General features: G+C 57.5%; 21 protein-coding genes. 5 read left to right on the top strand and 16 right to left on the bottom strand.

Annotated elements, in window-relative coordinates; all coding sequences use genetic code 11:
• The first annotated feature begins 10 nt into the window (after positions 1-10).
• A complete protein-coding gene (locus LDO22_RS09100; RefSeq protein ID WP_224026835.1) occupies positions 11-427 on the top strand; it encodes a hypothetical protein in 417 nt (138 codons plus the stop codon).
• Here LDO22_RS09100 and LDO22_RS09105 read toward each other — a convergent pair whose 3' ends face one another.
• Positions 428-778 (bottom strand): hypothetical protein, encoded by a 351-nt coding sequence (locus LDO22_RS09105; RefSeq protein WP_224026836.1) that lies wholly within the window; start codon positions 776-778, stop codon positions 428-430.
• Between the two features lie 157 nt (positions 779-935).
• On the opposite strand from LDO22_RS09105, the gene LDO22_RS09110 reads away from it, so the two are divergent.
• Complete coding sequence (locus tag LDO22_RS09110; protein ID WP_224026837.1) at positions 936-1676, top strand: hypothetical protein; 741 nt, start codon at positions 936-938, stop codon at positions 1674-1676.
• Positions 1677-1753: 77 nt separating this feature from the next.
• A complete protein-coding gene (locus tag LDO22_RS09115) occupies positions 1754-2872 on the top strand; it encodes an alpha-hydroxy acid oxidase (RefSeq protein ID WP_263422199.1) in 1119 nt (372 codons plus the stop codon).
• Positions 2873-2980: 108 nt separating this feature from the next.
• Here the strand turns inward: LDO22_RS09115 and LDO22_RS09120 are convergent, their stop codons facing one another.
• Positions 2981-3187, bottom strand: a complete 207-nt coding sequence (locus tag LDO22_RS09120) for a hypothetical protein (RefSeq protein WP_224026839.1) — start codon at positions 3185-3187, stop codon at positions 2981-2983.
• 78 nt (positions 3188-3265) lie between these two features.
• Positions 3266-4636 (bottom strand): MinD/ParA family protein, encoded by a 1371-nt coding sequence (locus tag LDO22_RS09125; RefSeq protein WP_224026840.1) that lies wholly within the window; start codon positions 4634-4636, stop codon positions 3266-3268.
• A gap of 1408 nt (positions 4637-6044) precedes the next feature.
• On the opposite strand from LDO22_RS09125, the gene LDO22_RS09130 reads away from it, so the two are divergent.
• Both LDO22_RS09130 and LDO22_RS09135 read left to right on the top strand, forming a co-directional pair.
• Positions 6045-6455 carry a hypothetical protein gene (locus tag LDO22_RS09130; protein ID WP_224026841.1) on the top strand — a complete coding sequence of 137 codons (411 nt, stop codon included), beginning with the start codon at positions 6045-6047 and terminating at the stop codon, positions 6453-6455.
• 48 nt (positions 6456-6503) lie between these two features.
• Positions 6504-7322 carry a hypothetical protein gene (locus LDO22_RS09135; RefSeq protein ID WP_224026842.1) on the top strand — a complete coding sequence of 273 codons (819 nt, stop codon included), beginning with the start codon at positions 6504-6506 and terminating at the stop codon, positions 7320-7322.
• A 74-nt stretch (positions 7323-7396) separates the two neighbouring features.
• Here the strand turns inward: LDO22_RS09135 and LDO22_RS09140 are convergent, their stop codons facing one another.
• The 13 genes from LDO22_RS09140 to LDO22_RS09205 form a co-directional block, all read right to left on the bottom strand.
• Positions 7397-8221 (bottom strand): glycosyltransferase, encoded by an 825-nt coding sequence (locus tag LDO22_RS09140; protein WP_224026843.1) that lies wholly within the window; start codon positions 8219-8221, stop codon positions 7397-7399.
• A gap of 878 nt (positions 8222-9099) precedes the next feature.
• Positions 9100-9924, bottom strand: coding sequence for an MBL fold metallo-hydrolase (locus LDO22_RS09145; protein WP_224026844.1), 825 nt, complete (start codon positions 9922-9924; stop codon positions 9100-9102).
• A gap of 442 nt (positions 9925-10366) precedes the next feature.
• Positions 10367-11008, bottom strand: a complete 642-nt coding sequence (locus tag LDO22_RS09150) for an acyltransferase (protein ID WP_224026845.1) — start codon at positions 11006-11008, stop codon at positions 10367-10369.
• An 806-nt stretch (positions 11009-11814) separates the two neighbouring features.
• Positions 11815-13272, bottom strand: coding sequence for an O-antigen ligase family protein (locus tag LDO22_RS09155; protein WP_224026846.1), 1458 nt, complete (start codon positions 13270-13272; stop codon positions 11815-11817).
• Between the two features lie 172 nt (positions 13273-13444).
• Entirely contained in the window at positions 13445-14944 is a 1500-nt protein-coding gene (locus LDO22_RS09160; RefSeq protein WP_224026847.1) for a polysaccharide biosynthesis tyrosine autokinase, read from the bottom strand.
• An 867-nt stretch (positions 14945-15811) separates the two neighbouring features.
• A complete protein-coding gene (locus LDO22_RS09165) occupies positions 15812-17071 on the bottom strand; it encodes an oligosaccharide flippase family protein (protein WP_224026848.1) in 1260 nt (419 codons plus the stop codon).
• A gap of 958 nt (positions 17072-18029) precedes the next feature.
• Positions 18030-19136 carry a glycosyltransferase family 4 protein gene (locus LDO22_RS09175; protein WP_224026849.1) on the bottom strand — a complete coding sequence of 369 codons (1107 nt, stop codon included), beginning with the start codon at positions 19134-19136 and terminating at the stop codon, positions 18030-18032.
• The gene (locus LDO22_RS09180) at positions 19123-19944 is read right to left on the bottom strand and encodes a glycosyltransferase family 2 protein (protein ID WP_263422200.1); all 822 of its coding nucleotides are present in this window, start codon (positions 19942-19944) and stop codon (positions 19123-19125) included. Before LDO22_RS09180 ends, LDO22_RS09175 begins: the two co-directional genes overlap by 14 nt.
• Positions 19945-19958: 14 nt before the next feature.
• Positions 19959-20927, bottom strand: a complete 969-nt coding sequence (locus LDO22_RS09185) for a glycosyltransferase (protein ID WP_224026851.1) — start codon at positions 20925-20927, stop codon at positions 19959-19961.
• A 44-nt stretch (positions 20928-20971) separates the two neighbouring features.
• Positions 20972-21814: a glycosyltransferase family 2 protein gene (locus LDO22_RS09190; RefSeq protein WP_224026852.1), complete on the bottom strand. Its 843-nt coding sequence runs from the start codon at positions 21812-21814 to the stop codon at positions 20972-20974.
• 45 nt (positions 21815-21859) lie between these two features.
• Complete coding sequence (locus LDO22_RS09195) at positions 21860-22963, bottom strand: glycosyltransferase (protein ID WP_224026853.1); 1104 nt, start codon at positions 22961-22963, stop codon at positions 21860-21862.
• Positions 22960-23955, bottom strand: a complete 996-nt coding sequence (locus LDO22_RS09200; protein WP_224026854.1) for a GDP-mannose 4,6-dehydratase — start codon at positions 23953-23955, stop codon at positions 22960-22962. The genes LDO22_RS09195 and LDO22_RS09200 overlap by 4 nt, the downstream gene beginning before the upstream one ends.
• A 2-nt stretch (positions 23956-23957) precedes the next feature.
• Positions 23958-24941, bottom strand: coding sequence for a GDP-mannose 4,6-dehydratase (locus LDO22_RS09205; RefSeq protein ID WP_224026855.1), 984 nt, complete (start codon positions 24939-24941; stop codon positions 23958-23960).
• Positions 24942-25244: the final 303 nt, after the last annotated feature.

Genomic DNA, 25244 nt, shown 5'->3' on the forward strand with positions numbered 1-25244 from the left:
AGGAGCCCCCATGAAAAACAGCATGAAGTCAACGCTGGCCGGCCTGGCCCTGGCAGCAGCGATCGGCGGCGGCGCCCTGGCAACCACCGCGTTGCCGGCGAATGCCGCCAGCACCGACTCAAGCCAGTCGGGCTCAACCCAGTCCACGGCCCAGGCGCAGCCGCGCGACGAGTCGAAGGGCGGCCACCAGGCCAACGGGATCACGGAAACGCTGCTGACCGGTGACACGGCAACGAAGGTTACCGACGCCGCGCTGGCCGCCAACCCCGGCGCCACGATCCAGCGGGTGGAAAACGATGCCGAAGGTACCGTGTACGAGGCGCACATCATCACGGCGGACGGCACGCGCGCCACCGTCTACCTGGACGCCTCCTTCACCGTGACCTCCACGGAAACCGGCGGTCCTGGCGGTGGCATGAAGGGCTGACTAAACGCGTGCGGAACGCCGGATGATGATGATCCGGACGGCAACTCCCGCGATAACCATGAAGACTCCCAGGGCCATGAGGGTCCAGACCGGGACGGAATCGGCGTCGATGTTCTTGTAGCAGACGGCCGCCGCCCCAATACCGGCCTTCTGCAGGCCTATCAGTTCCGCCGCATGGCTCTCCCGCAGCAGCGGACTGCCACAGAGGGGGCCCGATGGCTGGAGTCCGATGACGAAGCCGAGGATGTACACGTCCAGTCCGGCAGCAACAATCCACATCCACATCCGCCGCCGCCACAGCCCTTGGTTCCCGGGGGCAGTGGGCTTCGCGGGAGAATCGTGCATTGCCATGGTTCGAGCATAATCGGCCCTCCGAACGGGCGGGTAAGGACCGGGTGAAAGTCAGAGCCTGCATTCAGCTTTTCCCCAGCCTGCGCTCTTACAGTGAACGCGTGCCGGTCCATGCAGTCGGGCCTGGGCGCACGCGCAAATTGTGGAAGGACACACCGTGGTGAAGCCATCAATCCCGTCAATGAAGACCCGCATCGGAGTCGGAGCGGCAGCTCTCCTGGCCGCCGGCGCCATGGCCGCGGCGGGCGTGGGTGCCGCGTCCGCATCACCCAGCACAACGGCGCCGGTCTCGGCCGCATCCACGTCCTCTGCTGCCACCGGCGGGGCAAAGGCGGAAAAGGGCGCCGGAGGACTGCAGGCGTTCCTGAGCCTGAACGCGGACAGCCCGCAGGCTGCCGGGGACCGTGCGGCCAAGGCAGCCGCGGCCCTGGTCAACCACCCGCAGCTGTTCGCCAAGCTGCCCGCGGCCCTGCAGGCGGACGTGACCACGCTGAAGGATGCCGCTCCGGCGGACCGGGTGAAGGACGCCTACAAGATCAAGACCACCGCCCTCTCCGGCGGGTACGGCGCCGAGATCCAGAAGCGTGCCGAGGCGCTCGAGAAGACCGCCACCGGCCTGGCCGGCCTGCGCCAGGAGCTGCGGACCGCGTTCAGCTCTGATAACCCCGGCGCTGGGCTGCAGCAGGTGGCGGACCAGCTCATCAGCCACCCGAAGGTGTTCGCCAAGCTCCCCGCGAATCTTCAGGCGGACCTGACGGCCCTCAAGGACGCCGCCCCGGCAGACCTGGACGCCCAGGCGAACAAGATTAAGGACACCGCGCTGAACGGTGGCTACGGTGCAAAGGTGCAGAAGATGGCGGAAGCGCTGCAGAAGAAGGCTGCGACGCCCAAGACGTAGGGAGGCCGCGCCGGGAAAGTTCGACGGCGGGTCCCCGGCTGAGGCCGGGGACCCGCCCACGTCGTGGCATTACTGCGGTGCAGCAGGAATCGTCCAGTCGTAATTGCGCGGACGGGGATCGCGGCAGCACCATGCACGCCAACGAGGACCGGTTTGATGCCCTGATGCTCCGCCAGCGGTCCATGGTGGACCTCCGCGGCCTGACCACCTCCACCACCGTGCTGGGCCATTCCCTGGCGATGCCGCTGATGGTGGCGCCCATGGGCATGCTCACCATCTTCCACCCGGGATCGGACCCGGCCGTGGCCAGGGCAGCGGTCCGGGCAGGCTCAATTTTCATCCACAGCGCCTGGGCGGGCTGCTCGCTGGAGGAGGTGGCCAAGGTGGCGCCGGACAACCTGTGGGCACAGATCGCCTTCTGGAAGGACCCGGCGGAGACGGCCAGCTACATCAGCCGGGCACGGGCCGTGGGCGTGGAGACGCTGGTGGTGGCGGGCGACGTCGGGTCCTCCAGCAAGCGCGAACGGGACCTTCACCACGGGCTGTCCATGCCGCCGCACCCGCCGGTGGCGGACTACTTCAACGCGGCCACCCGCCCGGCCTGGCTGTGGCACTGGCTCACCGGCCGGAAGATGACGTACGGGAACTACCAGATCAACGGCCGCCCGCTGCGCATGGATGAGATGAACAACTGGATGGCGTCCAACAAGAACCCGGGCGCCAACTGGGAGGACTTCGCCAGGCTCCGTTCCGAGTGGAAGGGGAACCTGGTGATCAAGGGCATCATGGACGCCGAGGACGCGGCCCGGGCCGTGGACGAGGGCGCGGACGGCATCTTCGTCTCCAACCACGGCGGGCGGCAGTTCGACTCCCAGCCCGCCACCATCGACGTCCTGCCCTCCATCGTTGACGCCGTGGGCGGCCGCGCGGAGATCTACCTCGATGGCGGCATCCGCCGCGGGCACGACATCGTCAAGGCAGTCGCCCTCGGCGCCAAGGCGGCCCTTGCCGGCCGGCCGTTCGCCTACGCGCTGGCCACCGGCGGGGAGCCGGCGGTGGACCGGGTGTTCGGGATCCTCCAGGAGGAGTTCAAGGGCGCCATGGGATTCGTGGGCAAGTCCTCGGTGGCGGACTTGGACAGCAGCATCTTCGCGGCGCAGGCCCAGCACGCGGCGGCCGAGGGCATGCTCGTGTAAGGCATCCCCGGCCACCGATAGGCATACGATGCCCGCCCGCTCCCGCGAGGCGGGCATCTTGCATTGCGGGTCAGGAGTGCGACGGCGGCGCGCACCGAGCGGGAAGCGCTAGTTGATGAGGTAAGAGTCCTCAGGCTCTGCGGGACCGACGACCTTCTTCGCAAAAGGCAGGCTACTCACCACGGCCTTGACTCCAATCGCCGGGAGCAGCACTGCTGCGGCAGTCACCGACAGGGCGGTGAAACCTACCATCTCCAGCGTCTTGCGCTTAGGTAGGCGGCGACGCTGGCGCCCACCGTCCATGAGTTCCATCATGATGACGAGCTTAGGGTTCCGCAGCGAGGATTACCCCGGTACCGGATACCTGTCTTTGGACCGAAGCACTACTGGAGACTACCGGTACCCGTCCACGATGGCGGCGGCTATCTCCTTGTACGCCCGCCGAGTCTCGGGCTTCAGCACGTCGAGGGTCACCAGGTCGCCGTCGGCCACGCCGCGGTCGTGGGGCACAGCAATTAGTTCACGGCAGATCCCGGACAGATGCTCCTCGATGGCGTCCTTGTCCACGCGGGAGGACACCTCGTCTTTGTCCGTGATCACCACAATCGCGTTGCGGGCCAGGTCCTCATACCCGTGGCTGGCCAGCCAGTGGAGGGTGCTCCGGGCACGCTTGGCACCGGACACCGCGTAACCGGCGGCGATCACCAGGTTGTCGGCCGACTGCAGGATCCCGCTCATCGCGTTGTGCGTCACACCGGTGCCGCAGTCGGTCAGGGCCACGGAGTAGTAGCTGGAGATGAGTTTGCGAATCCGCAGGTATTCCTCAGCCGTCAATGAGTCCGAGACTTCCGGGTCCTGCTCTCCCGCGATCAAATGCAGCCGGCCCGCGTGGTGCATGTAGCGGGCGAGGGCCGTCAGCGAGTCGACTGAGTCGATGTTCTCCAGCAGGTCCGTGATGGTCCGCGGGCTGGACTGCTGGTAGATGCCCTCACCCAGCGCGCGCTCCACCAGATCGCCTGAATCGGGGTTGGCGTCGATGGCGCAGGGAGCGTCCCCGCGGTATTCGGCCAAAGTCAGACCGACACCCACAGTGGTGGAGGTCTTGCCGATACCGCCCTTGAGGCTCAGGATCGCCGTGTTGTAGCTGCCTTGGAGCTGGCGCGAGATCCGTCGGCCCAGCTCGTCCTCCTGACGCTGCTTCCGCCCGGGGCCTAGGTTCCAGGCGCCACCGGTCAGGTTGTACAGGGCTCCGCGGATGCCTCCACGGGGGCGCGGCTTCTGCTCCTTGACGAACAGGCCCGGCGAGCTGATGAAGTCCGGCATGGGGCTGTCCGCGATTCCGTCGGCCACGGTGGGCCGGCTCCGGCGGAAGGACGGAGCGTCCGACGGCGGCACGGAAGCTTCGGGAGCAGGCTCGGCTGTGCGTTCGGCCAGTGGAGTGGCGGGCGGCACGGAAGCGATCGGGGGCGCAGAGGGTGCGGCAGCGGGGGGCGCGGGTTGCTTTGCGGGCTGTGCTGGGGATGGGTCGCGGGACGGTTTCGTGGCGTCGGCCGCGGCAGCCGCTTCAGCCCAGGAGGACCGGCGCGTCACCGGCTTCCCGGCATCGTTGGAACTGGTCATATCGGGTCTTACGGCTGGCATGGTTCCTGTCCAGGCATCCTCCACTGAGCCGTCGGCACGACGAAGGTCGCGGCGTCGACGCAATTGCGGCTGCCCTGCATCCTCTGCTTGGGCGCCTGCATTCTGATCCGCCGGATCTGGCATGTCTGTCCCCCCGGACGTTTTCGGCAAACGGTTCTGCGGCACTGGTTCAATCAGTAAGTCTAGGTGCTGGGTCCGGGTTGCCCAGCCAGCTTACTTCTTAGTGGTGAGTGAGGGCGGCCGCTACCACGGCAACGGTGAGTGCCAGGAGAACGGCAAGTACAGCGTAGCCAACCCATTTGGGGCGGCCTTTATGGGGGTTGATATCGACATACGGCATGATCAGCGTTGATTACCTCTGGGTGCGGGTGCGGGCCGGATGGGGATCCGGAGTGTGCGGCGCTTAAGCCGCAGCATCTGATAGAGAACTGCAAGAGGGATCAACAAGCTGCCGAGCAGCGCGGAGAGCGCCAGTGCATAGTCAGAAATAGCCATAACAGCCTCCGTTGGTGATAGTGAGCCCCCATAGACCCAACCATTGGACAAAGAAATTGACAAATTGAGTCAATAACTCAAGGTTTGCTCAAGAAACGGGCGCCACCTAACCGTGGCTCATGATTCTGAACTCTACGATGGGAGACAAAACCGCAGACCACGAGGGGGTTTCGCTTTGCCTGAAGATCATTCCACGGACAAGTCCGTGTCCCGGCACGAGGAGATAGCGGAGCGGGTCAGGTCCTGAGGGAGCGGCGGTGCTGGCCGTGGGGGGATCGGGGTGGCCAGCATCTCCAACGGCCTGGCGCAGCGGGCCCGCACCCCGACTGCTGACCAAAGCCAGGGCGCAGGGACGGGGACGGACCTGGCCACGTCCGGAGTACCCGCCTGCCTGGTGGCGGACCGTTCCAGCGGGCCTGGGGCCGCACCAGGGCGGGCTGTTCGGGGTAGACCTGGATACGTCCGCCAAGCCCCTGGCGCAGTATGCCGCCGACTGACCTGGGCCACAAGCCCGCTGTCACGGTCACGTTCGTTGATTTCCCGTACAGGGACCACGACCGTGCCGACCTGCAGCAGGTTGCCGCGCAAATCCGCACCGACGGGCAGTTGATGTTGCTGACGCCAGAACCCAAGCAGGGCCTGGCCGCCGTCACCGTTGACGCCGTCGCCGCCCTGGTGAAGGACCTGGCAGCCCTCAATAGCCGGGGCGTCCCGGTGCAGGTCCATCTTGGCCAGGAGATTAACGTCTTCCGGTTACCGTGGGCCAAGCAGCAGGTGGACTACCCGGGGGCGTTCACCAAGGTGGCCACAGCCGTCCACGCCGGGGCTCCCAGTTCGGCCATGATGTGGGCGCCGTCCTATGCCGGCGGCTACGCCTACCCGGGTCGGATGAATGATGCCAGGCCGGGGACGCCGGATTTCGCGGCCCTGGACACCAACCAGAACGGCGCCCTGACCATCGCCGATACCCCGTACGCCCACTATTACCCGGGGGATGCCGCGGTGGACTGGGTGAACCTATCTCTCTTCCATTGGGGTGTCACGTATCCGTGGGGCGTTCGCGGCCCAACTAACGGGCAACTACAACGGCCCGGGCGGGGACGAGCGCCCGCTCCCCGACTTCTACGGCGAGTACGCCGTGAAGCACGACAAGCCGCTGGCCATCCTGGGCACGGCCCCCCTGTACAACCCGCCCGTGGGCGCCCCGGCCGAGACGGAGATCAAGAAAGCCTGGTGGGACCAGGTGCTCGGCGCCCAGACGCACGCCCAGTTTCCCAACCTGAAGATGGTGGCCTGGTACGAGTGGGACAAGGACGAGGCCGAGGTCAACGGCCAGATCGACTGGACGCTCACCAGCACCCCCGCCATCCGGGAAGCCTTCAGGGCGGCACTGCCGGACTGGCTGCAGTACGGCACCGCAACCAGCTGCCGCCCGGCGGGGTCCTGATTCACGATAATGTGGCCTTCTTCGGAGACAACGGCATCGGCTACGGCCATGTCTACAAAGCTGGCCTTCGCGCCGTTCGGGAAAGCGGTCGGCATCGCCGCCACAGCAGCCTACAGGTTTAGGAAGCTCGATGCCGCCTACGCGGGCAACGCCGTGCAGGTTCGCCGGTCCAGCGACAACACGACGCTGGACACCGGCTTCGCAGCAAGCGCCGACTCGGATACCGAAACGCTCCTGGCTTTCGAGGGGTCACAGTCTGCCTACATTGATAATGTTGTACGACTAGTCTGGCAATGGGGCGAACGTCGCACAGGCGACTCCATCCAAGCAGCCGGCAATTGTCTCGGCAGGCACCTTGAACACGATGAACGTCCGCCCGAGATCGATCTTCAACGGGACGGTAACGAACCTGACCGGGGCCAGCGCTATCCCGTCCGCCACGGGCGCGACGGTCATGGCTGTGGCGCAGACGCAGAGCAAGGCGACCGAACAGGCGCATACTCCAGTCCGGCGGAAGCTAGACAGACTAGGCTCCTTGTGCAGTTCGCGAACGCAACGAGCCGTGGCATTGTTGTGTTCAATGACGCTGTACCGGAATCAGCACGGGTTGTTCTGCTCCCGACTTGCCAACCGGGCGAAGATGAGCTTCGCAGACTACGGCGCCACGCGAAGAACTTCACGAACGGCGGCATCACGACAGCCATCACAATGAGTACCCGTGGGACGACAACCCTCACCCGATGCCACATTTGTTCACGTGGCGGAACCACCAAATGGAACCTCGGCGCTATCTTTGAAGTTGGCGGATACTACACCCAGCCGACCGACACTGGGCACCAAGCTGGAGAGGCCAATGAGAAGGCCTAGTTAGCGACCCCAAAAGGAGCTAGTCAGCTAACACGAAGGGCGGAAGCAGCACGCCCCGACCCTTCGTGTTAGATCTAGGCCCCCTGCCGCACCACGCGATTTAGCGCCACCCGAAAAGCCCACGCGATCCGGTGAGGCTTGCGGAGGACATGCACGGCTAGTGACGCTAGGTTCTTCGCCTGCCCTGCCCGAAGCGCAAGCTTCGATACGGGAGCGGCCTCCAAGTTCACAGTGAAATGCTGGCGAAGCAGTGAGGGGTCAGCCTGAATACCCACCAGCGCGTTTCCAAGATTCAGGTCATGCACCATCTGGAGCCACATGGGATGCGCATGGACCTGTCGGATCGGGCCGTAATCGGCAATCTTGTCGTGGCGGCCAACGTAAACGCCCCTCAAGCCATCCTCTCGCTTCTCAATGAGCGAGATGAATGGGGAAGCCGGATCGGACCGGCTGTACAGAAAGCCATCCTTACTGAACTGGACGCCAGACTGGAAATTTATGAACTCGAACGCCTGCCTTTCGAACTGCGACTGTGTCACTTCTACGTAGTCCCTGGCAATTGCATCGTCATTATCGACGCGGCTGGTAATAATCCATGGCGATACAGCCAGTTGGGCAACGTGGTCCGCAATACCTTGCGGGCTGATGCCTCCGCCTTCCAGCCATACCGGTGTGAAGATACCCTCGGACAGGCGGTCGATCTCGGCCTGAAACCACGGCTCCCGGTCACCGTCGAGGAACACCAGCCACCGGAAATTCTGGCTTGTCTGTCCGGTTATCGATGGCAAGCATAGCGCCTCGAAGTAGTGGAGTCGGTGACGCAGCCAGCTTTCACTCGCCGGCACGGCGCCCTGGCGGATGTTGAATCGGGTCAGGATGAAGTGCTCAAAGTCAGGCATATGGAGTTCCCCCAAAAAGATTCGATTGCGGATAGTCTACGGCCTAAAGCTGTGGCCGCACCTGCCCTTTTTTATTTACCCTTGACGTTCTCTCACCCAAGCGCGTAAGCGTTCAGAGCTCCGAACAAGAACCCTAGGTAGAGCAGTACACCGCAACCGATCATAAAGCCTTCCGTGATCCCTCATGAATGTATGTGAAGACCATAACGAAGGTCCCGGTCATCAACTCAAAGACCGCCAACCCGCCTTAGCACGGCACGCGGTACGTCTTGCGCATCCGTGTCGCCTGTCTGCTCTTCAGTGCTCATCGGGACTTGAATCGAACCACTTATGGGCTGCGTTTAGCGGCCAGATAAATCCGGTGATGTACCAGCAAAAATGTTGCGCCCCATCCCATCGGAGGCAGGGGGCAGGGTGCCACCGGCTGGTGTGGGAGGCAGCCGGCCCTGCCTGCAGTGGCTGCGGCGGTTACTGGAGCGGCCGGGGGCTGTCGCCGGCGCGGCGGCGCAGCCGCAAGCTGGAGCAGGACGGCGTGAGACTAAAGCTCACTGCCGGGTAACGTAATAATGTGCCTCCATACTTGCGGGGCTTACTCAATTACCCTGCCGACTACCCTCAAGGTTGGTTAGGGAGGGTACTTGCGCGGGCGAGGTGTGCATATGGGGGCTATGCGCAGAACGAGCGGCGTCGGCGTTCCATGGCCACCGCACCACTCCGATGGCGGCCACCGCCAGGGTAGACAGTGCCACGTATGAGATCAACCGCAGCCTGCGCTGCCGTGTAGCCCGCATCGAATAGTGAACGTCGCAACTTCCCCCTCATGCACATGCGCGGGCTATCAGCATTTAAGCTCGAGATTGGCTGGGTACTGTGATTTATTACGAGGCGTGGCTGTTGCGCCAGTTTTCTTGGAGCCGCTTAATGAACCACCGGGACTGCTCGGGGCCGTATGGCAGAACGGGAATGGCTTTGGTGGCGTCGTTAGGGGTGTCTCGGATGGACTGCCGGGCCTGGCGGACAGCCGTTGTCATGGTGTTGGCCATGGTTTTCACGAACTGGTCGCTGCACGGCTTTCCATGACCCGGTATCAGGAATTCGTAGCGGTGCCGGAGGGCTGAGATGTGGCGGAGGGCATCAGCCCATTCCTCGGGGTAAGAGTCCTCGAAGGAGGGGTGGGCGCCGTGTTCCACCAAGTCGCCCACAAAGAGCGTCGTGGGCGTCCCTATGAGGAGGTCTCCATCAGTGTGGCCCCGCCCAAGGTAGAATAGAGTCGCAGTGAGGCCGCCGAGGTCAACCAGGACGGGCTGGTCCTTGACGATGGCGTTGGGAACCACAAGCTCCACGTTCCCGCCCTCACCGGCGGCCATCTCCGGCTCCAGGGTTCCAACGTGAGGGCGCTGCACATCGCCGCGCTGGTCGATTTCGGTGGCACAGTTCTGGTGGGCCCAGAACTCTGTCACACCAGCTTCGGCAAAGACTGCGTTACCGAAGAAGTGGTCGTAGTGGGCATGGGTGTTCACCACCACGAGGGGAAGGTCGGTCTTTGCCCTGACCGCTTCCAGAATTTCGCGACCCTGACCAGGGCCACAGCCAGTATCGATGACCATTGCGCGTTCGGAGCCAACGATCAGGCCCGTGTTTACCAAGGATCCTTCAGTGACACGTACATAGTTGTCCGTGCCGACTTCGAGCCATTCCGACATTGTTTCTCCGTACCTCCGGCGAAGCAGTCTGCGTTCGTCTTGGTGACCGATTCTACCCGCGACAGCTGCGGACGCTGACTTTGCGCCCCTGGTGGCGGGGCTGAGGGAAGATCGAATGGTCTGCACGAATGTTTCTAGGGAACGAAAACAACCTTCGAGGCCCTGACCTTCGGAAGAAGCAATGATTCTTGAAGCCGGCCGACCGTTCTCGCGGCGATCCACACCGAAATAGACAACGTCAGCTTGACCTCCTGCCAGCGCAGTACGGAATGGTCCCTGCCACACCATCCGAAGATGCATTGATCTGGCTCAGGAATAATGCAGACGCCGCAAACAGAGTGGATGCATGCGGGTAAGCCACAGTAAAAGGCTAAAGTAGGCCCGAGACAGGTTTGCGGTGCTACCCTCAGCCCCATTCGACAAATCGAAGGGAGCGCTTGGGTTAAATAAACCAGGGGGCGCCGCTCTTTGCATCACTCCACTCATAGGTCAGGTCACGGTTGCGCTGCCCAATGACCTTAGCCGGGATCCCGCCGACGATTGCGTACGGTGGCACATCCTTGGTTACGACCGATCCCGCGGCAACGACCGCGCCCTCCCCCACAGTCACGCCAGGCAGAATTGTGGACCGGAAGCTCAACCAGGCACGGTCGCCGACTACAACAGGGCCCCCGACATTACCGAATTCGGGGTCCCGGTGGTCATGTTGCAAGGTCCAGATAGCGACCTCGCTGGAAATATTCACGAGGTCGCCGATCATTATGCCTCGCCGCCCGTCCAGCGAGGACCAGAGCCCCACCACACTGTTTTCCCCCACTGTAATTTTTTTTGCCCCACGAATCTCTCGCCACCGGTAAAGCTGCGCGGACTCGGCGAGATTCAGGCCGAGTACTCTCTTCGCCAAGGTGTTGCGAACGCCGCGGACTGGTACCCTACCGAGCGCATCAGAAAAGAGGAACTGAATACCGGCTACAGCCTGCCGAATCTTCGACGCGTAAGGTGATGCCTTTATTGCTTCTCTAAGATTCACAGGAATACGCTCTTCATGGAACCAATGTTTGAAACCTTTCGGAGCCTTGCACATGGGCGTTCCACGTCAAGATGGAGCGTCGCGGAATCTCTGATCCCCCGAGCGCCCGCGCTCAAAGCACAGGCTGATTGAGGGAAAACATCGGTGGCTATGGTTCTCACGGGGTTATCCTAGTCTGCGCTGGGCCGGTTATTTGCTGGGCTGAAAGCAGAGGCGTAAAGGCATCCGAAAACGAAAGACTCTGCGAGAATCACAGCACATAATGCCCAAAAGATGGGCTGTCCCTTGCCAGGGAGCGCCACAACAAGAACCATTCCCACTGTTACGAAGGCAAGTACTCCAAGAACACAGAGGGTACGCCGACCTAGCAGCCTCTGGCTCCCACCAGCAACGGTTTGCTTCTCAGCTTCTTCCACGCTCACAAGGAACAGTCTACCGACAACATTCGATATTCCGAGCCTCACGTCTACCTGCAGGCCAACCCAGTAGCGCACAGGTAACGGCGATATAGCGAGACGTGGCAATGATTCCCTTTGAACATGTCTCCCCAAGAAGCGGGACACCAAAAATGCCGACATAAGCTAGTGTCTCGACGCAGAAGATCCGCGTAACCCCCGTCGTCTCTGAGACCGGGCTGTCATAGAATTCTTCAGGAAAGACGTGCTGGCATCAAAGAATCAGCAGGTCAACTATCGCGTATGACCAGCCTGCTTCGGTGAACTAGTTAGCCCAGTTCGTGAATAGTGACCCGGCCTACGTCGTTCAAAAACCAGGACGGTAGCGGCTGACCAGATCCGTTCGCGACTTTAGGAACGCCTCCAAATTCGGCTGCGAGATCCCAACTGCAGGCAAGTACATCCTTAGGTGCGCATCAACCGCCCACGCAGCAGCTGTGTCGATTTCTCGGCTTTCAGATTTGCTAGCACCTTCTCATCGGATTTCTTCGAAAGCCCATATTCATTCAAAGCACCACTCTTAGCCGCGATATCAGCTATTCCTACGGCGCATAACCAAAGAAGACCGCAGAGACCGGTCACAGTTGAAACGAAGGGCACAGTAACACTTAGAACGGCGACGGCAACTAACGAAGCAACTAGCGAACGTCGTAGTCGCTCTCTAGTGGAGAGTAGACGCAACGAGAGAATAAAAAAACCGCTCACAAAACAAATAAGACCCAAGTATCCGGATTTCAAAATGATGTTATTGTAGGCATTATGGGTCAAGTTTTTCACTTGGTGAATTGCGGAGTCATTGAATGAAACAGACGACCCGGGACCGGTTCCAATCAAAACCACAAGCGGGTCCTGGTTGTAGATTCGATCCAACGTATCCGCCTCTACGACGCGGTATTGCACCGAAGATTGCCCAAGTCTCTCAGCGACATTGAACCGCGCCGTTGTATCTGCATTGGCAAGACCCGTAGTCTGCTGGCCGCCCAAGGCGGCAATAGCGCCAGCAATCAAAGCAACGGTAACCAAAGTCCGCTTTAGCGACGTTAACGCTCTCCAGTTTAGAAGGAGTGCAATCAACGCGCCCGCAGCCGCCGCAATCACAATGCTCAGCGTCTGGCTAGCCAGTATCTCACCCACAAGCAAAAGATAGGACAAGAGTCGACTTCCAAGGGCCAATGGAGCCGAGCCCGCTACCAACAGGACAATGACAATAGGAATCAGAATCTCGCCACCGGGCCTTACGTCGCCGGCACCTCCTGCAGATACATTCACAAGCAAGTAGCTGCCAGGGGAAATTAACTTCAGCCGAGTGAGTACCAACGCTAGTATTGCAACAGCCGAGGCCGCGTATGCAGCATAGACACCAACTCGCAGTAAGAAACCAATTCCTTCACGTGTAGCAAGAACCCACATTGGAATTAAAACAAAAAAAGCGGACAATACTCGCAAATCGACCAGCGGCGACCCGAAAATGACACTTCCTATTTGCGGCATTAAAGTTCTGACGAGCATCCAAGTCGGCCAGAGTAAGATCGGCAGCCACATAGACAATGTGGCAGGCAGTGGTCTAAGGCTTTTGTTGCGAATAAAACAAGACGCAAAAATGCTCAAAATAATTAGTACATCAATTTCGGTAACCGTCACGCCCCCCAGAGATGTCTCAAACAGTCGCGTCCCGGGACGGATGATTAAAACAAGCGTGATGGAGACGACGGCAGTTGTTTTTGGAAAGAGTACCGATACCAAAAGTACAGCACAAGCAAGGGGCGCGATCGGAAGCGCTCCGGGTGACAAAGTAAGAACAAGGGTCGCTGCCGCCGCAATGACTATCAGTGTCGCATATGACACAGAAAACTTCGGTGCCATCGCACGAGGCTTCTTAGGAGGTATCAAGTCTCTAAATTCCTTAGGCGCAGTTATGAGTTAGTAGCAAAGAATGCCAGCATCTTGCAACATCTTTGCCTGGAGAGACCACAGAACATTAATTGCTTTATAATTTGCACTTCTCAAAACTGTCCTGGCAGGGAAGGAATCGGTATCACGGGTAATCTGTATTTTGATCTAATCTCGCCGCTGCTGGAAATCGACTTTTGCGATTCGTCTCATCATAATTAGCCCAAGCATTCAAATCGGCATCGGATCGAGATTTTTCACCTCTCTTCTTGGGAAGCGCAGGGTTTGAAGATGCGTCATCTTTCGAGTAGTAAGTGTAGGAATAGGAATCAGGGCCTTTTCCAGGCAGTCGATTTAACACCAGACCCAAAACGTTAGCACCGACTAGGTCGAGTGATTTGAGGGATTTCTGAAGGTCTTGTCGCCTTATTCGCTGCGAGCCAACCACGACTGCGACCCCACCCACATGTTGAGCAAGGACGGCAGCATCGGTCACCGGAAGGAGCGGAGGGGCGTCGATGATGACGGTATCGAATGCGTCCTCAAGGCCTTGAATGAGCCGTCGCATCTCTTCTGATCCCAGAAGTTCGCTGGGATTGGGAGGGATGCGTCCCGACGTCAATACGTAGAGATTGTCTGTACCCCACGAATGCAGAAGTTCATTCACGTCTGCCATGCCGACAAGAGCAGTCGTCAAACCGGCTGTTGCATCGAGGCCAAGATACTCGCCGACCATCGGCCGACGAAGGTCCGCATCGATCAGACACACCGAGTGGCCGGCCTGCGCCAATGCGATTGCCAAGTTTATTGCCGTCGTGCTCTTTCCCTCCCCCGGAAGAGATGAACTGACCAAGACAGTCTTGGCATGACCGGTGATATTGGCGAACTGCAAGTTTGTCCGAAGCTGGCGATACGACTCAGCTCGACGGCTGTGTGGAGGCGACTGAGTAAGTAGCGGCCTTCTCGTTGCGTCCGGATCGAAAGCAATTCCGCCGAGAATTGGCAGCGTAGTTATCTCCAGGACATCAGATTCACCACGCACCTTTGTGTCAAGGGCCTTCCGGCCGAGCGCTAGGGCCAAGCCACATACTAAGCCCATGCAAGATCCTAGAATCAGGTTTAACTTGGTATTTGGACTAGTTGGGTTTCCTGGAGGTGTGGCAGGCGTGATGACGGATAGCTTTACAGGTGACGCACCGCCTAATTTTGGCCTCTCTAGGTCATCAACAACCTTGATCAGACTGCTTGCTATAGCCTGCGCAACAGCGGCGGCTTGCACCGGTGAGTTGTCGAGAACCGAAATATTAATGACGACAGTATCTAAGTCAGTGCTTGCCTTCACCTGCTTCGCAAGTTGTTCGGCTGTAATCTCAAGTCCCAGTGAGTCGATGACTGGTTGAAGGACGACCGGCGTTGTAGCTGTCTTGACATAGGACTGGACGCGTCCTTGGCTGAATGTATTTCCTTGCTGTAGCTCTGTCACAGTTCCCGAACTCTGAATTGCCACGAACAGTTCTGTCTGAGCCGAGTAAGTCGGTTTGCTGAGGATCGAGAGAGCACCGCCTCCCAACAGACCAGCCAGCGTGACGGCTACAATCAGAGCCCAGCTACGTCGGACAACGTGCAAGTAGTCTTTCAGGTCCAAGCTGGGTCCCCCCGTGTTATTCTCGCCGTCGCCGGTCGACGTCGAGTGATTCAAGTTATGCAGTCCACGCAATTCTACCTATCTATCCCTCCATCGCTGCGCCATGTCGGCAACCCGAACCGTCGACATCGGCCGGGATGATCTCATTAGGTCACTAGTCCTTCTACGTCGGTGTCGCAGGGCCACGCGCGGGGAATCACCGGACTGATGATCTGGCCCTCGGCACGATGGCGGCTTTGCCCATGAAAATTCGTTGCAATCCCGCTGTTCGGCAGGCATCTACAAGGCGTCGAACAAACAAAATGCCAAGCCAGCCATGCCGCGCGGTCGAAGTAGGCCGCCAAACACTAGTGGCTGACGGCACACAATCGCCGCCAGCCCCAAGGCCGTCCGCTCAAGACGCGCTAGAAGGGATAGGAGCCGAGCCTGGGACCGAATTCTGCAGAATCTTTGTCTGCAAGACATAGAGAACAGAGTTTGCTGCCTCGCGTCGCAGCTGGAGCGAGTTTCGCATGGCACTTCCTGCAAACAGCTTCCGGATGAGCTTTTGAGTCACTCTTGGGTTTTTCCACGTAGGATATCTGGGCGGCCCTCAGTATCTTGGTCCGAAGCGCAACGATGATTCTCATACGCCGAACCTAGCGGCCTTCAAGAACTCTCTGAAGAGTAGCCGGTACCTACTTCTTAGCTTATGTACTACCTGCTACTAAGATGGCTCACCTTTGGATACTCGCTCTCTGCGCAAGGCCGCCCACGACTGGCATACCCAGACGGCAAATGCGGATAATCGGGCAACAACTAAAAGTGTGGCATGAATTTCGATGACCAGAATCTGATGATATCTCCGCCTGATGCGCAGATGTAGAATTACCGATCTGCAAACAGTAATTTTGCCCGCGCCGGGGTCAGAATGAAGAAATGCCAAAGAGGAACTCGGGCAAGATGCTTGCGGGCTAGAACAAGGAGAGCGATCAGACTTAGGCAATTCCCGAAGAAGTTCGCAGCAGCAGCAGCAAATATTCCATATACTGGGAACAAAAGAAGAACGGCGCCGGCAGTAGTTATAAGAGCGATAGCCTCTCCAATAAATGGCGCACCGGGGCGGCCAGCACCAACTAAGCAGAAAGTCAGTACAATGACACCCGACAGGGGAATTTGGGCCCCAGCAAGCATGACCATCAAGGGCACAGCTGAATTGAACGCTGGTCCGAGTACCAGCGGAACTACCCAGCCCAAATTTAGACTCAGGACTACAGCCCCTCCAAATGTGAGCAACTGAACCAGTGCAACCGTTCGGGCGATCCCCTCGTTGTCGCCGGTTGCCACCTTATTTCGAGCGGGGATACCCACCGCAGTAGGAATAGCGTTGAGGACTGAAGCTACGGTCGTAGCTACCGCGTAATAGCCTAAATCTGTTTTGGCTGCCATCGCGGTAAGGAGAAGTAGATCAACGCGCTGATTTAGCAGCCCTAGAGCCCCTGTCGTCCATCCTCGTAATCCGAAAGACACAGCTTCCCTGACGTTTCCGAAGTCTAGCTGTCCTTTAGGTCTTATAGCTTTACCTAAGAGGGGCAGCAGCAGACCGACTAAGCTACTTAAAATCAACAGAGTGCCGACCGTCAGGGCGTTTGCGGAAAAAAATGACATGATCAGCAAGCCACAAATAGTCAGAGCCTGCGGGAGTATCTTCGTAATTGCCACATAGCTCCACTTGGATAGACCCATGCAAATGGCTACAAGGCAATAACCAAATATAAACAGTGGGGTGGAGGAAGCATACAAAGCGAGAAGCCACCACGCATCCGTCTCGGGACGCGCAAGAAATTGCACCAAGAGAATATACGGCCATATCGCAACGCACCCGATCGCAGTGCTGAGAACTAGAGCGAGCTTGGCCGCTTTACCTCCGTTGCCGTCCCTAGCAGCGCGCCGAGCAAAATAGTCTGGGAGACCAAGGCACAAGAGCATCGACAGTACCGTCCCAGGCACAATCGCTGTGGCCAGCTCTCCCCTTCCTTCTGGACCGAGAATGCGAGCTTGGATGGCAGCTGAAAACACACCTAGCCCCATGGCAAAGATGTTCGTGACTGTCAGCATACTGCTCGGTCGGCGCAGGAGCGCAAGCATCAACGAAGTCTCCTAGCACGAGCAAAAATATTGAGAACAAAGGAAGCCGCAAGAGCCGCATACGCCGTGCAAGAGTGCAATCCAAGGCCTACTTCATTCATATATCTTGAAAAAATAATTTCACGCAATTGTTGGCAAAACAAAGATAGCGGAAGTGCTTATAGGCCACTGGAGACTAGCACCCCTGGCCGGTTGCTATCTAACCGCAACCTCTGAAAGATTTCGGCTAGAAAAAGATGTTCCGCCAATTATAGTCTCTTCTTTGAAGAGATACGCGAAGCTAAAGCTTCAAAAAGCAAAGTCGGCATCACTGAAGCGGCTTGAGCTATTCGGGGAACGAAACGTTTGGGATCCTGGAGTGTCCTCTGGAGCCATTCAAGGCCTAACGATTGAAATATACCGGGAGGAGGTTTTCGGAGCCCAACCGCAGTTTCTATGGAGCCACCCACTCCGATGACCGTCACCTCCGCAGCGTCTGCAATTCTCCGCCCCCAGAGCTCTTGCTTCGGGCTTCCCAAGGCAATGAAAACGAGAGAAACGGAATGCCTTCGGATACTTTCTATGACACTCGCCAATCTTTCCTCATCGATTGTGGTGGCAAACTCTCCACCGAAACAAATCCATCCTGGTTTTGCCTCGTGGACCCTATCCAGCGATTCTTGAGAAGAACCTAAAATCGCAATTTTATGTATGGTCGGTTTACTAAAGTGCCACTGCACTATCGAACGCCCAGTTACCAGCGGAAGATTTCTCCCTGCAAGCTTCAGACAAACATTTAACCAGCGGCCATCAATAGTGACCGCATCAGCTTCCCTGACAGCAGCTGCGAAAGCAGGACTCCGGCGTGCAAGCCACAACTGCCACGGTGCCAACGTAATAACCTGGCGTGATCCCGGCCTAATAGCCGATGTCAACGATCGTTCGTCCGCCACGTTTTCCACAAGCGACAAGAGAGACTTCACGACCCTTGAACCACTCTTTCGTAGATTTCGGAGATGCGAAGACTCGTTGCTTCCCAGGAGTATTGTTGAACAGCTCGCTCGTGCGCGGAATTCTGAAGTTCCTTGAGCTCATCCGAGAGGGCGAGCTCATCAAGGCGGAGGCGGAGATCTTCGACGTTGCCCCAGCGGAAAGGCTCCGTGATGCCTCCGCTGATCTCGGGGAGAGCCCCAGAATCCGACACCAGTGGCACGCAGTAATTAGCCATCCCCTCGACAAGTGCCCTCGAAAACTGCTCGCTCCAGCCCTCAAGCTCGTGGGACGGGACGCAGATAACGTCTGAGCGGCGCATGATTGCGGCAGCCTCATCTATCGAAACAGCCCCTGTGAAAGTAATCCTGCCTGCCAAGCTTGGGAGTTCAGCGACCCGGGCCCTCAAACCGCTTTCTAAGGGACCGGTCCCAACAAGCGTAAGGTTCACATGACGCTGGCATTTGGCAACCGCCGCAACAAGGTCCTGCACACCCTTACGCTCAATAAGCCGACCAACGCACACGACTTCCAGAATATCTGCAGGAGAAGAATCGACACGCGGTTCCTTTGGAACCGCCACCCCATTGCCCACAACCGTAATGGGGCGGCGAAAATTCTTTTGTCGAAGTACCTCAGCGGCTTGCGCAGACGGAACATACGCCTCGGCGCTCACACGGAAAACGTAGCTTTGAAATGCGGAAAAGGGGAATGGATATCTTTTGTACTCATTTTGGCTCGATCTAAAGATCACTCTTGCCCTCGATCGAGCCAGGCTTCTGCCGATAAGGATAGACATCGCTGCAAGGCTGTACGGCTCTTCATGAATATCAATTACATCGGCACGAAATTTCAGCATAGACGCTGCAATCCGAAATGGATTGTAAAAAAAGAACGGATTGCGACGCAGCCCGTAAAGGCCAATGGGCGTCACCTTAATAGAGTCATTACGACGCAAGGCAACTGTAGCAGTTGGCAGTTCCCGAAAGACCTTGGGCACCAAGAGGTGGACGTCGTGTCCCAGAGCCGCGAGTTCTTCATCTCTGCGCTGGTAAGCGGGCACACCTCCCCCATGGAAAATCCTAAGTACTTTCATCGCTTCTCCTTATGCCTTCGAAATACTGTCTCAAGCTAAGCCGGCGATCACCGAATCTCGGGTCGATTGAAATCTTCGACAGATTGGTTAGCACCGCGATCAGACCCTCGAGATAAGTAAAGTGCTTGAACATGTAACGTGTATGCCCCACCATTCGCTCAACAGAGCGCCATCGATCCGTCACTCCTAAAGAACTCGCACCGCCAGGCGTCTCCACCACTACGTCGCGGCTCACGGCAGTGCGTCCACCCGAGTCTTTCAGCCGCCTGTGCAGGTCCATCTCTTCACAAAACATGAAGAAGTCGCTATCGAAGCCGCCGAGAGCTTCAAACTTGGACGCCGTGAGAGCCATACAACACCCGCTTATGGTCTCGGCAAAGATCAACGTTCCGTCTTCTGAATATCCACGATCTCTACGCCGCCATGGTGGCCTAATCGTCCGACCCCACGTCATTTTCTCGCGACCATCAGGACCAACAACCCGAGGGCCCACGCAGTCCAAATCCCCGGCTTCCGCTATCGACACTAGGGTCAGGAGTTGCTCAAAACTCACCGACACGTCAGGATTCACAAATGCCAGCCATCGACCAGTTGCAGCCGCTGCACCTAAATTCGAACCTCTGCCGTAACCAATATTCTTTTCACTGACTACAACAGTGGCCCCAGCCTCCCTCGCGACTTGGACAGTGGTTTCAGTATCAGCCGATCCGGAATCCACGATTATGATCTCACAATCAGGATGATGACTAAGATCTAACCTCTGGACAAAATCACTCAGAATATGACTCGAATTGTAGGTGACAGTCACGAGCGAAAGTCTCATCACTCGATCCCGCCCAGAACTGCATTAGCGACGGCGGTCCAGTCAGTTAAACCTACATTCGCAAGATTCCAGGAAGAAATTTGATGGCGAAACTCCTGATCTTCCACGAGTCGTCTAATACTCTGCGCAATAGATGAAACCGAATACGGATCAAAAGTACTGGGAACTCGAGAACTTCCGTAAACAAATCCAAGGTTTCCCAGCGCGCTAACGACGGTGGGTGCGCCCGCAGCGGCTAGATCCAGGGCAGGTATGCAAAGTCCCTCGTCAAAAGATGGCTGAACGTAGCCCGAGCATCCAGCAAGAAGGGATTCATACGCATAATCGTCCAAACCCGACACTACCTGAACCGACTCGTCCAAACCTAGCCTCTTGATGGTGTCCCGTATTTCAGGACTAGCCGCTCCAGGGCGCCCACAGAGGACCATGCGCCACCCGCTCACACCAGCCTCACGCCAAGCCTCCACAAGTCTTGCAAGATTCTTGTGGGGTTCCTGCGCAGCGACACACAGTAAGTACCGATCGTCTGGGGCGGGTGTCCACTTGATCGGATGAATGGCCTGAATTGGCAACGGCAAGACGGAGGTCGACAGTCCAGCCTCCGCAAGCTCGTTTGCCGTGTACTCCGATATTGCGACGATCTCGCGACACCTGACTGCGTACTTCGTCGTCAAATCTCGTATCAAATGCTTCGAGTAGAACTGAGGAACCCGCAAAAAACCGATGTCCATAAAGACAGGGATGGATCGAACAGCAGAAATGAACGGCACTGTTTGTCTCGGAATAATGATGCGGTCTGCCCTATGGCGTAGAGCGGCAAGGGGGAGACTGAGGTGCATAAAGCCCTTAGAGGGCAAAATGATATCGATTTCGTCATGCGCTCTATCGCCAGCAATGACGAGATCTAGCTTGCCATCTTGTGCCAGTCGTCGAAAGCCCTCAACCAAGCCCAAAGTGATATCACGCACGCCCGACGGCTTCGAAGTCAGAAGTCGTCCATCAAAAATTAGCTTCATTTGAGAGCCCCAACTTTCGGCCGTCTAATGCTCGCAAGCTTCTCCACAGCCTCGGCTATGGTGACCGCAACATTTCCCGGAACTCCAAGCCACTTCCGAGAATAGATTCTTCGACTCTGATCGCTGTACTTTTTCAATAATTGAGACGGCTCTTTACCATGACCCTGGTCATGAATTGCCTTCGCACCGGAGACCGTTGCGACTCGAAGGTCCGCCTCCCATGCCTTGCGGCATATGTCCACATCTTCAAAGTAGAGAAAGTACTCAGACGAAAATCCTCCGATTTTTTCGAATGCGCTCCTTCTCCACAGCATAACTGCCCCGCAAACCCAACCCACATTCAATATTTCATTGTCAGCAGGTATCTGCTCTCTTACCACTCGTGAAGCGATGGTCCAGGGCGTAGGCAAGGCCCGCGCAGACGAAACAGGCCGCCCGTCGCTGGTGACAAGCTGAGGGCCGACGCACGCTAGTCGACTGTCCGAGGCCAAAGCAGCCTCCAGGACCGGCAGTGTGTCGGGTCCTAGCTGCACATCGGGATTGACGATTAAAAGAAATTCGTTTCCACTGTCGAAACTCTTGATGCCTTGATTCATTGCTGCGCCAAATCCGATGTTTTCATCATTGGCAATAACCCTGAGGGGTCCGCCCCACTGCAAACCCTCGGCCACTGCAGGCGACCCATCCGAGGAAGCGTTGTCTACGATGACGACTGACCCGTTAAGGTGCATTCCAGAAAGGCTGGATGCGAGCCTCGGAAGGTATTGGCTCGAGTTATATGAAACGACTACGACATCAAGGCCCATGTTAATCTTTCCAAAATCGATGTTTCCGATCATAAAAGCGCTGCAATGATCCAATCTCCTGAGAGATATTACTGCTAGTCAAGAGATGCCGCTTGTAATCCAATTCTTCATCTCTGAAGCAAATACGCTTTTGTCGAACCTCCAAGCTTGCGCTACGCACTCAGCGCCGCCGAGCGATATCGCCGAATGAACCGCATCAGCGAGATGCTGGGATTCAAAGCTTTCAAGCAGGTATCCCGTTTTGCCGTGAATGACGGTTTCAGCTGCGCCACCCACGGCATTTGCAAGCACAGGTGTTCCTGTGGCCATCGCTTCGACCGGCATTATCCCAAAGTCCTCAACCGGAGGGAAAACGTACAAGAGCGATCGGCGGTAAAGCTCGCGAAGCATCTGGAACGATGGCGCTTCGACAAATGTTACGTGGCCAGGATATTGGGCCGCACAATGCTCTAAAAAGCGAAGGCTGGGCCCGCTACCGGCAAGGACAACGGGAATACCTGCGGCAGCGCCAGCCTTGATGACGAAATCGAGTCGCTTGTATGGGATGAAACGGGAAGCCCCGAGAATGAACTCTGAGGGAAGCTGATGCAGCAGCTCTTCCTCCCTAGAGGACAAGGTAATCTCTCCACCGGCGTAATCTGCCACGCTTACAGGCGGATAGATGACTTTTGCACTTCGGCCCCAACACTTCTCAATTCGGTCTCTAACGAAATGACTTATGCCGGCTATGGAAGAGGGTTCCTGGGCCCGAGCCTTGTCGAGACGCCTGAGCGGCACCGCGGCAGCGCGGGCCGCTAGTGACTCCCCGCGCTCGTCCAACTCCGGGGTCCAGATATAACGGGCCGGTGTGTAGGCGTATATAAATTTCGAAGCTTCACGAGCGGGACCTGAAAACCTCGCATGATGGGCGAATAGATGCGAACTGCACAAAATCCACTCCGCATCTTCGATTCCCAAATTGCGCCACGTGATTGGCATGAAGGGAACTGCAAACTTCTTATTCTTACGAAGTGGAGTCCGCGCTAGCCACGTCTCTGTTACACGCCCTTCCGAAAATCTTTGCGGGGCATCATCCCATAGAGACCGAATCGGTGCATCGGGAAATATCTCCGCAATTTCTTCCATGACCTTTTCGGCTCCGCCATGAGGTTCGAGCCACTCGTGTACTATTATGCCGCTCATACCTCGGGCTCCTGGTAGGCCGGTGTCGACAGGGATCGCTTTTCAAGTATGATGTCGTTTCGCACCATACGTGCGACCATCTCATCAAAAGCTACTGTTGGTTTCCATCCCAGCAAACGTTGAGCTTTCGAGGAATCTCCACGCATCTCGTTAGCATCCGCAGGCCGGACAAACCTCTGATCAATCTCTACATATTGTTGCCAGTCGCTTATGCCCACGGCGCCAAAAGCACTAGAGACAAAGTCAGCAACAGTATGAGACTGCCCCGTAGCAATAACGAAGTCCTGGGCATCGGAATAAGTTGCAATTCGATACATTGCATCGACATAGTCAGGGGCCCAACCCCAATCACGTCGAGCTTCCAAATTGCCCAATAGTAGGGAATCAGCTCGACCTAGGGCGATGCGGGCCACTTGAGAGGTTATCTTTCTGGTGACGAACGTTACTGGCCGACGCGGAGACTCATGATTATACAGAATTGCCGAAGCCGCAAACATTCCCCGATTGCGGTAAATCTGCACCAAATTGTGGGCCAGCGCCTTAGAAGCGCCATAAGGAGAAACCGGGCAAATTATGCAGTTTTCATGCTGAGGAATCTCCGTGGCGTTACCGAAAATTTCCGCGCTCGAGGCCTGCACGAAGCGGATGTCGTTTCCAGTCGTTTCACGAAGGCGCCACGTCGCCTCAAGAAGCGCAGCCACGGCTGTCGAATTCACGGAGACAGTTTCTGCCGGATCCTCCCAAGAGCGAGCTACCGAACTGCTTCCTGCGAGGTTGAAGACGACGTCTGGCAAAGCAAGTTCAAGCGCTCCCTGCAGACTCTCATGATCGGTCAGGTCACCCGGATGGCTACTGACTCCCATCGGCAGCTGCGCTGCTGCGGCCTGATCATTCCTTGTCAAAGCATGTACGGACCATCCTAGATCCAGAAGTTGCTCAGCGAGGTAACTTCCATCTTGGCCGCCAACTCCAGTTATAAATGCTGTCCTCACTGCTACCGGACTAATGCAGATTGTTCAGCGAGGTCATTTTCGACCATCATCTGAATCAATTCCTGGAATGCAACCTGAGGCTTCCATCCCAAAACTGCCTTAGCCTTCGAAGGATCCCCAATCAAAAGGTCAACTTCAGCCGGACGCATAAACCGAGGATCTTGGCGAACATAGGGTTCCCAGTCTTCGACGCCGATACTCTCGAAGGCAACATTCAGCAGGTCACGAATGGAGTGAGTCTCCCCTGTAGCGATTACATAGTCATCGGCTTCCGGCTGTTGGAGCATACGCCACATAGCCTCGACGTAATCCCCGGCGAAACCCCAGTCTCGCTTTGCATCGAGATTACCAAGCACAATTTCTTTCTGAATTCCCAGCTTGATCCTCGCAACTGCCTGAGTAACCTTTCTGGTTACAAATTCCGGTCCGCGGCGGGGGGATTCGTGATTAAAAAGAATGCCGCTCGAAGCGTGCATTCCGTATGACTCACGGTAGTTAATGGTCATGTAATGGCCGAAGACTTTGGCTACGCCATAGGGGGATCTGGGCCAGAGCAGAGTGCTTTCGCTCTGAGGGACCTGCTGAACCTTCCCAAACATCTCCGACGACGAGGCCTGATAGAACTTGACGCGATCGATGTCATCGCCGGCATACTGTCGTGTTGCCTCGAGCATGTTCAGCACTCCCTTGCCCGTAACATCCGAGGTCAACGACGCATTCTCCCAGGAGTAGGCGACGTAGGATATCGCTCCGAGATTATAGACCTCGTCCGGAACAGCAACATTAAGTACTCGCGTCAGTCCGGCGACGTCCGACAGGTCACCGGGGAGAAGTTTCACTTCAGGTGCGACAGCAGCAACCAGATCCCTCTTGGGATTATTTTGTCCACGAATCAGGCCAAAAACTTCGTAACCCTTTGCAAGCAGCAGTTCAGATAAATAAAGCCCGTCCTGTCCCGTTATACCCGTAATGAGTGCCCTTGGCATGCTTCCCCCTGTGTAAATAGAGCCGTCCCCGGATATCCACGGACATCGATGGTTGTGATTGACCCGCCGACGACGTTCACCGCGCGATATACGAGCGGCCTCGTCAAACAAGAGCCTTAGATGCACCTGCTTCAGGCTACGGCGCCCGGTCCTTAGGCAATAGTAGCCCGTCTGCCTCGGGGGAAGAAAAGTTGTGAACTTTACGCTCTTGGGGTTGCCTCCCACGTTTTCCACCCTAGACAGTAGGCGATAGCTCCGTAATCGGCCTTGAGACACTGCCCTGTCCGAGTCAACAACCGGGCA

The sequence above is a fragment of the Arthrobacter sp. NicSoilC5 genome (genome assembly GCF_019977395.1).
GTDB lineage: Bacteria > Actinomycetota > Actinomycetes > Actinomycetales > Micrococcaceae > Arthrobacter.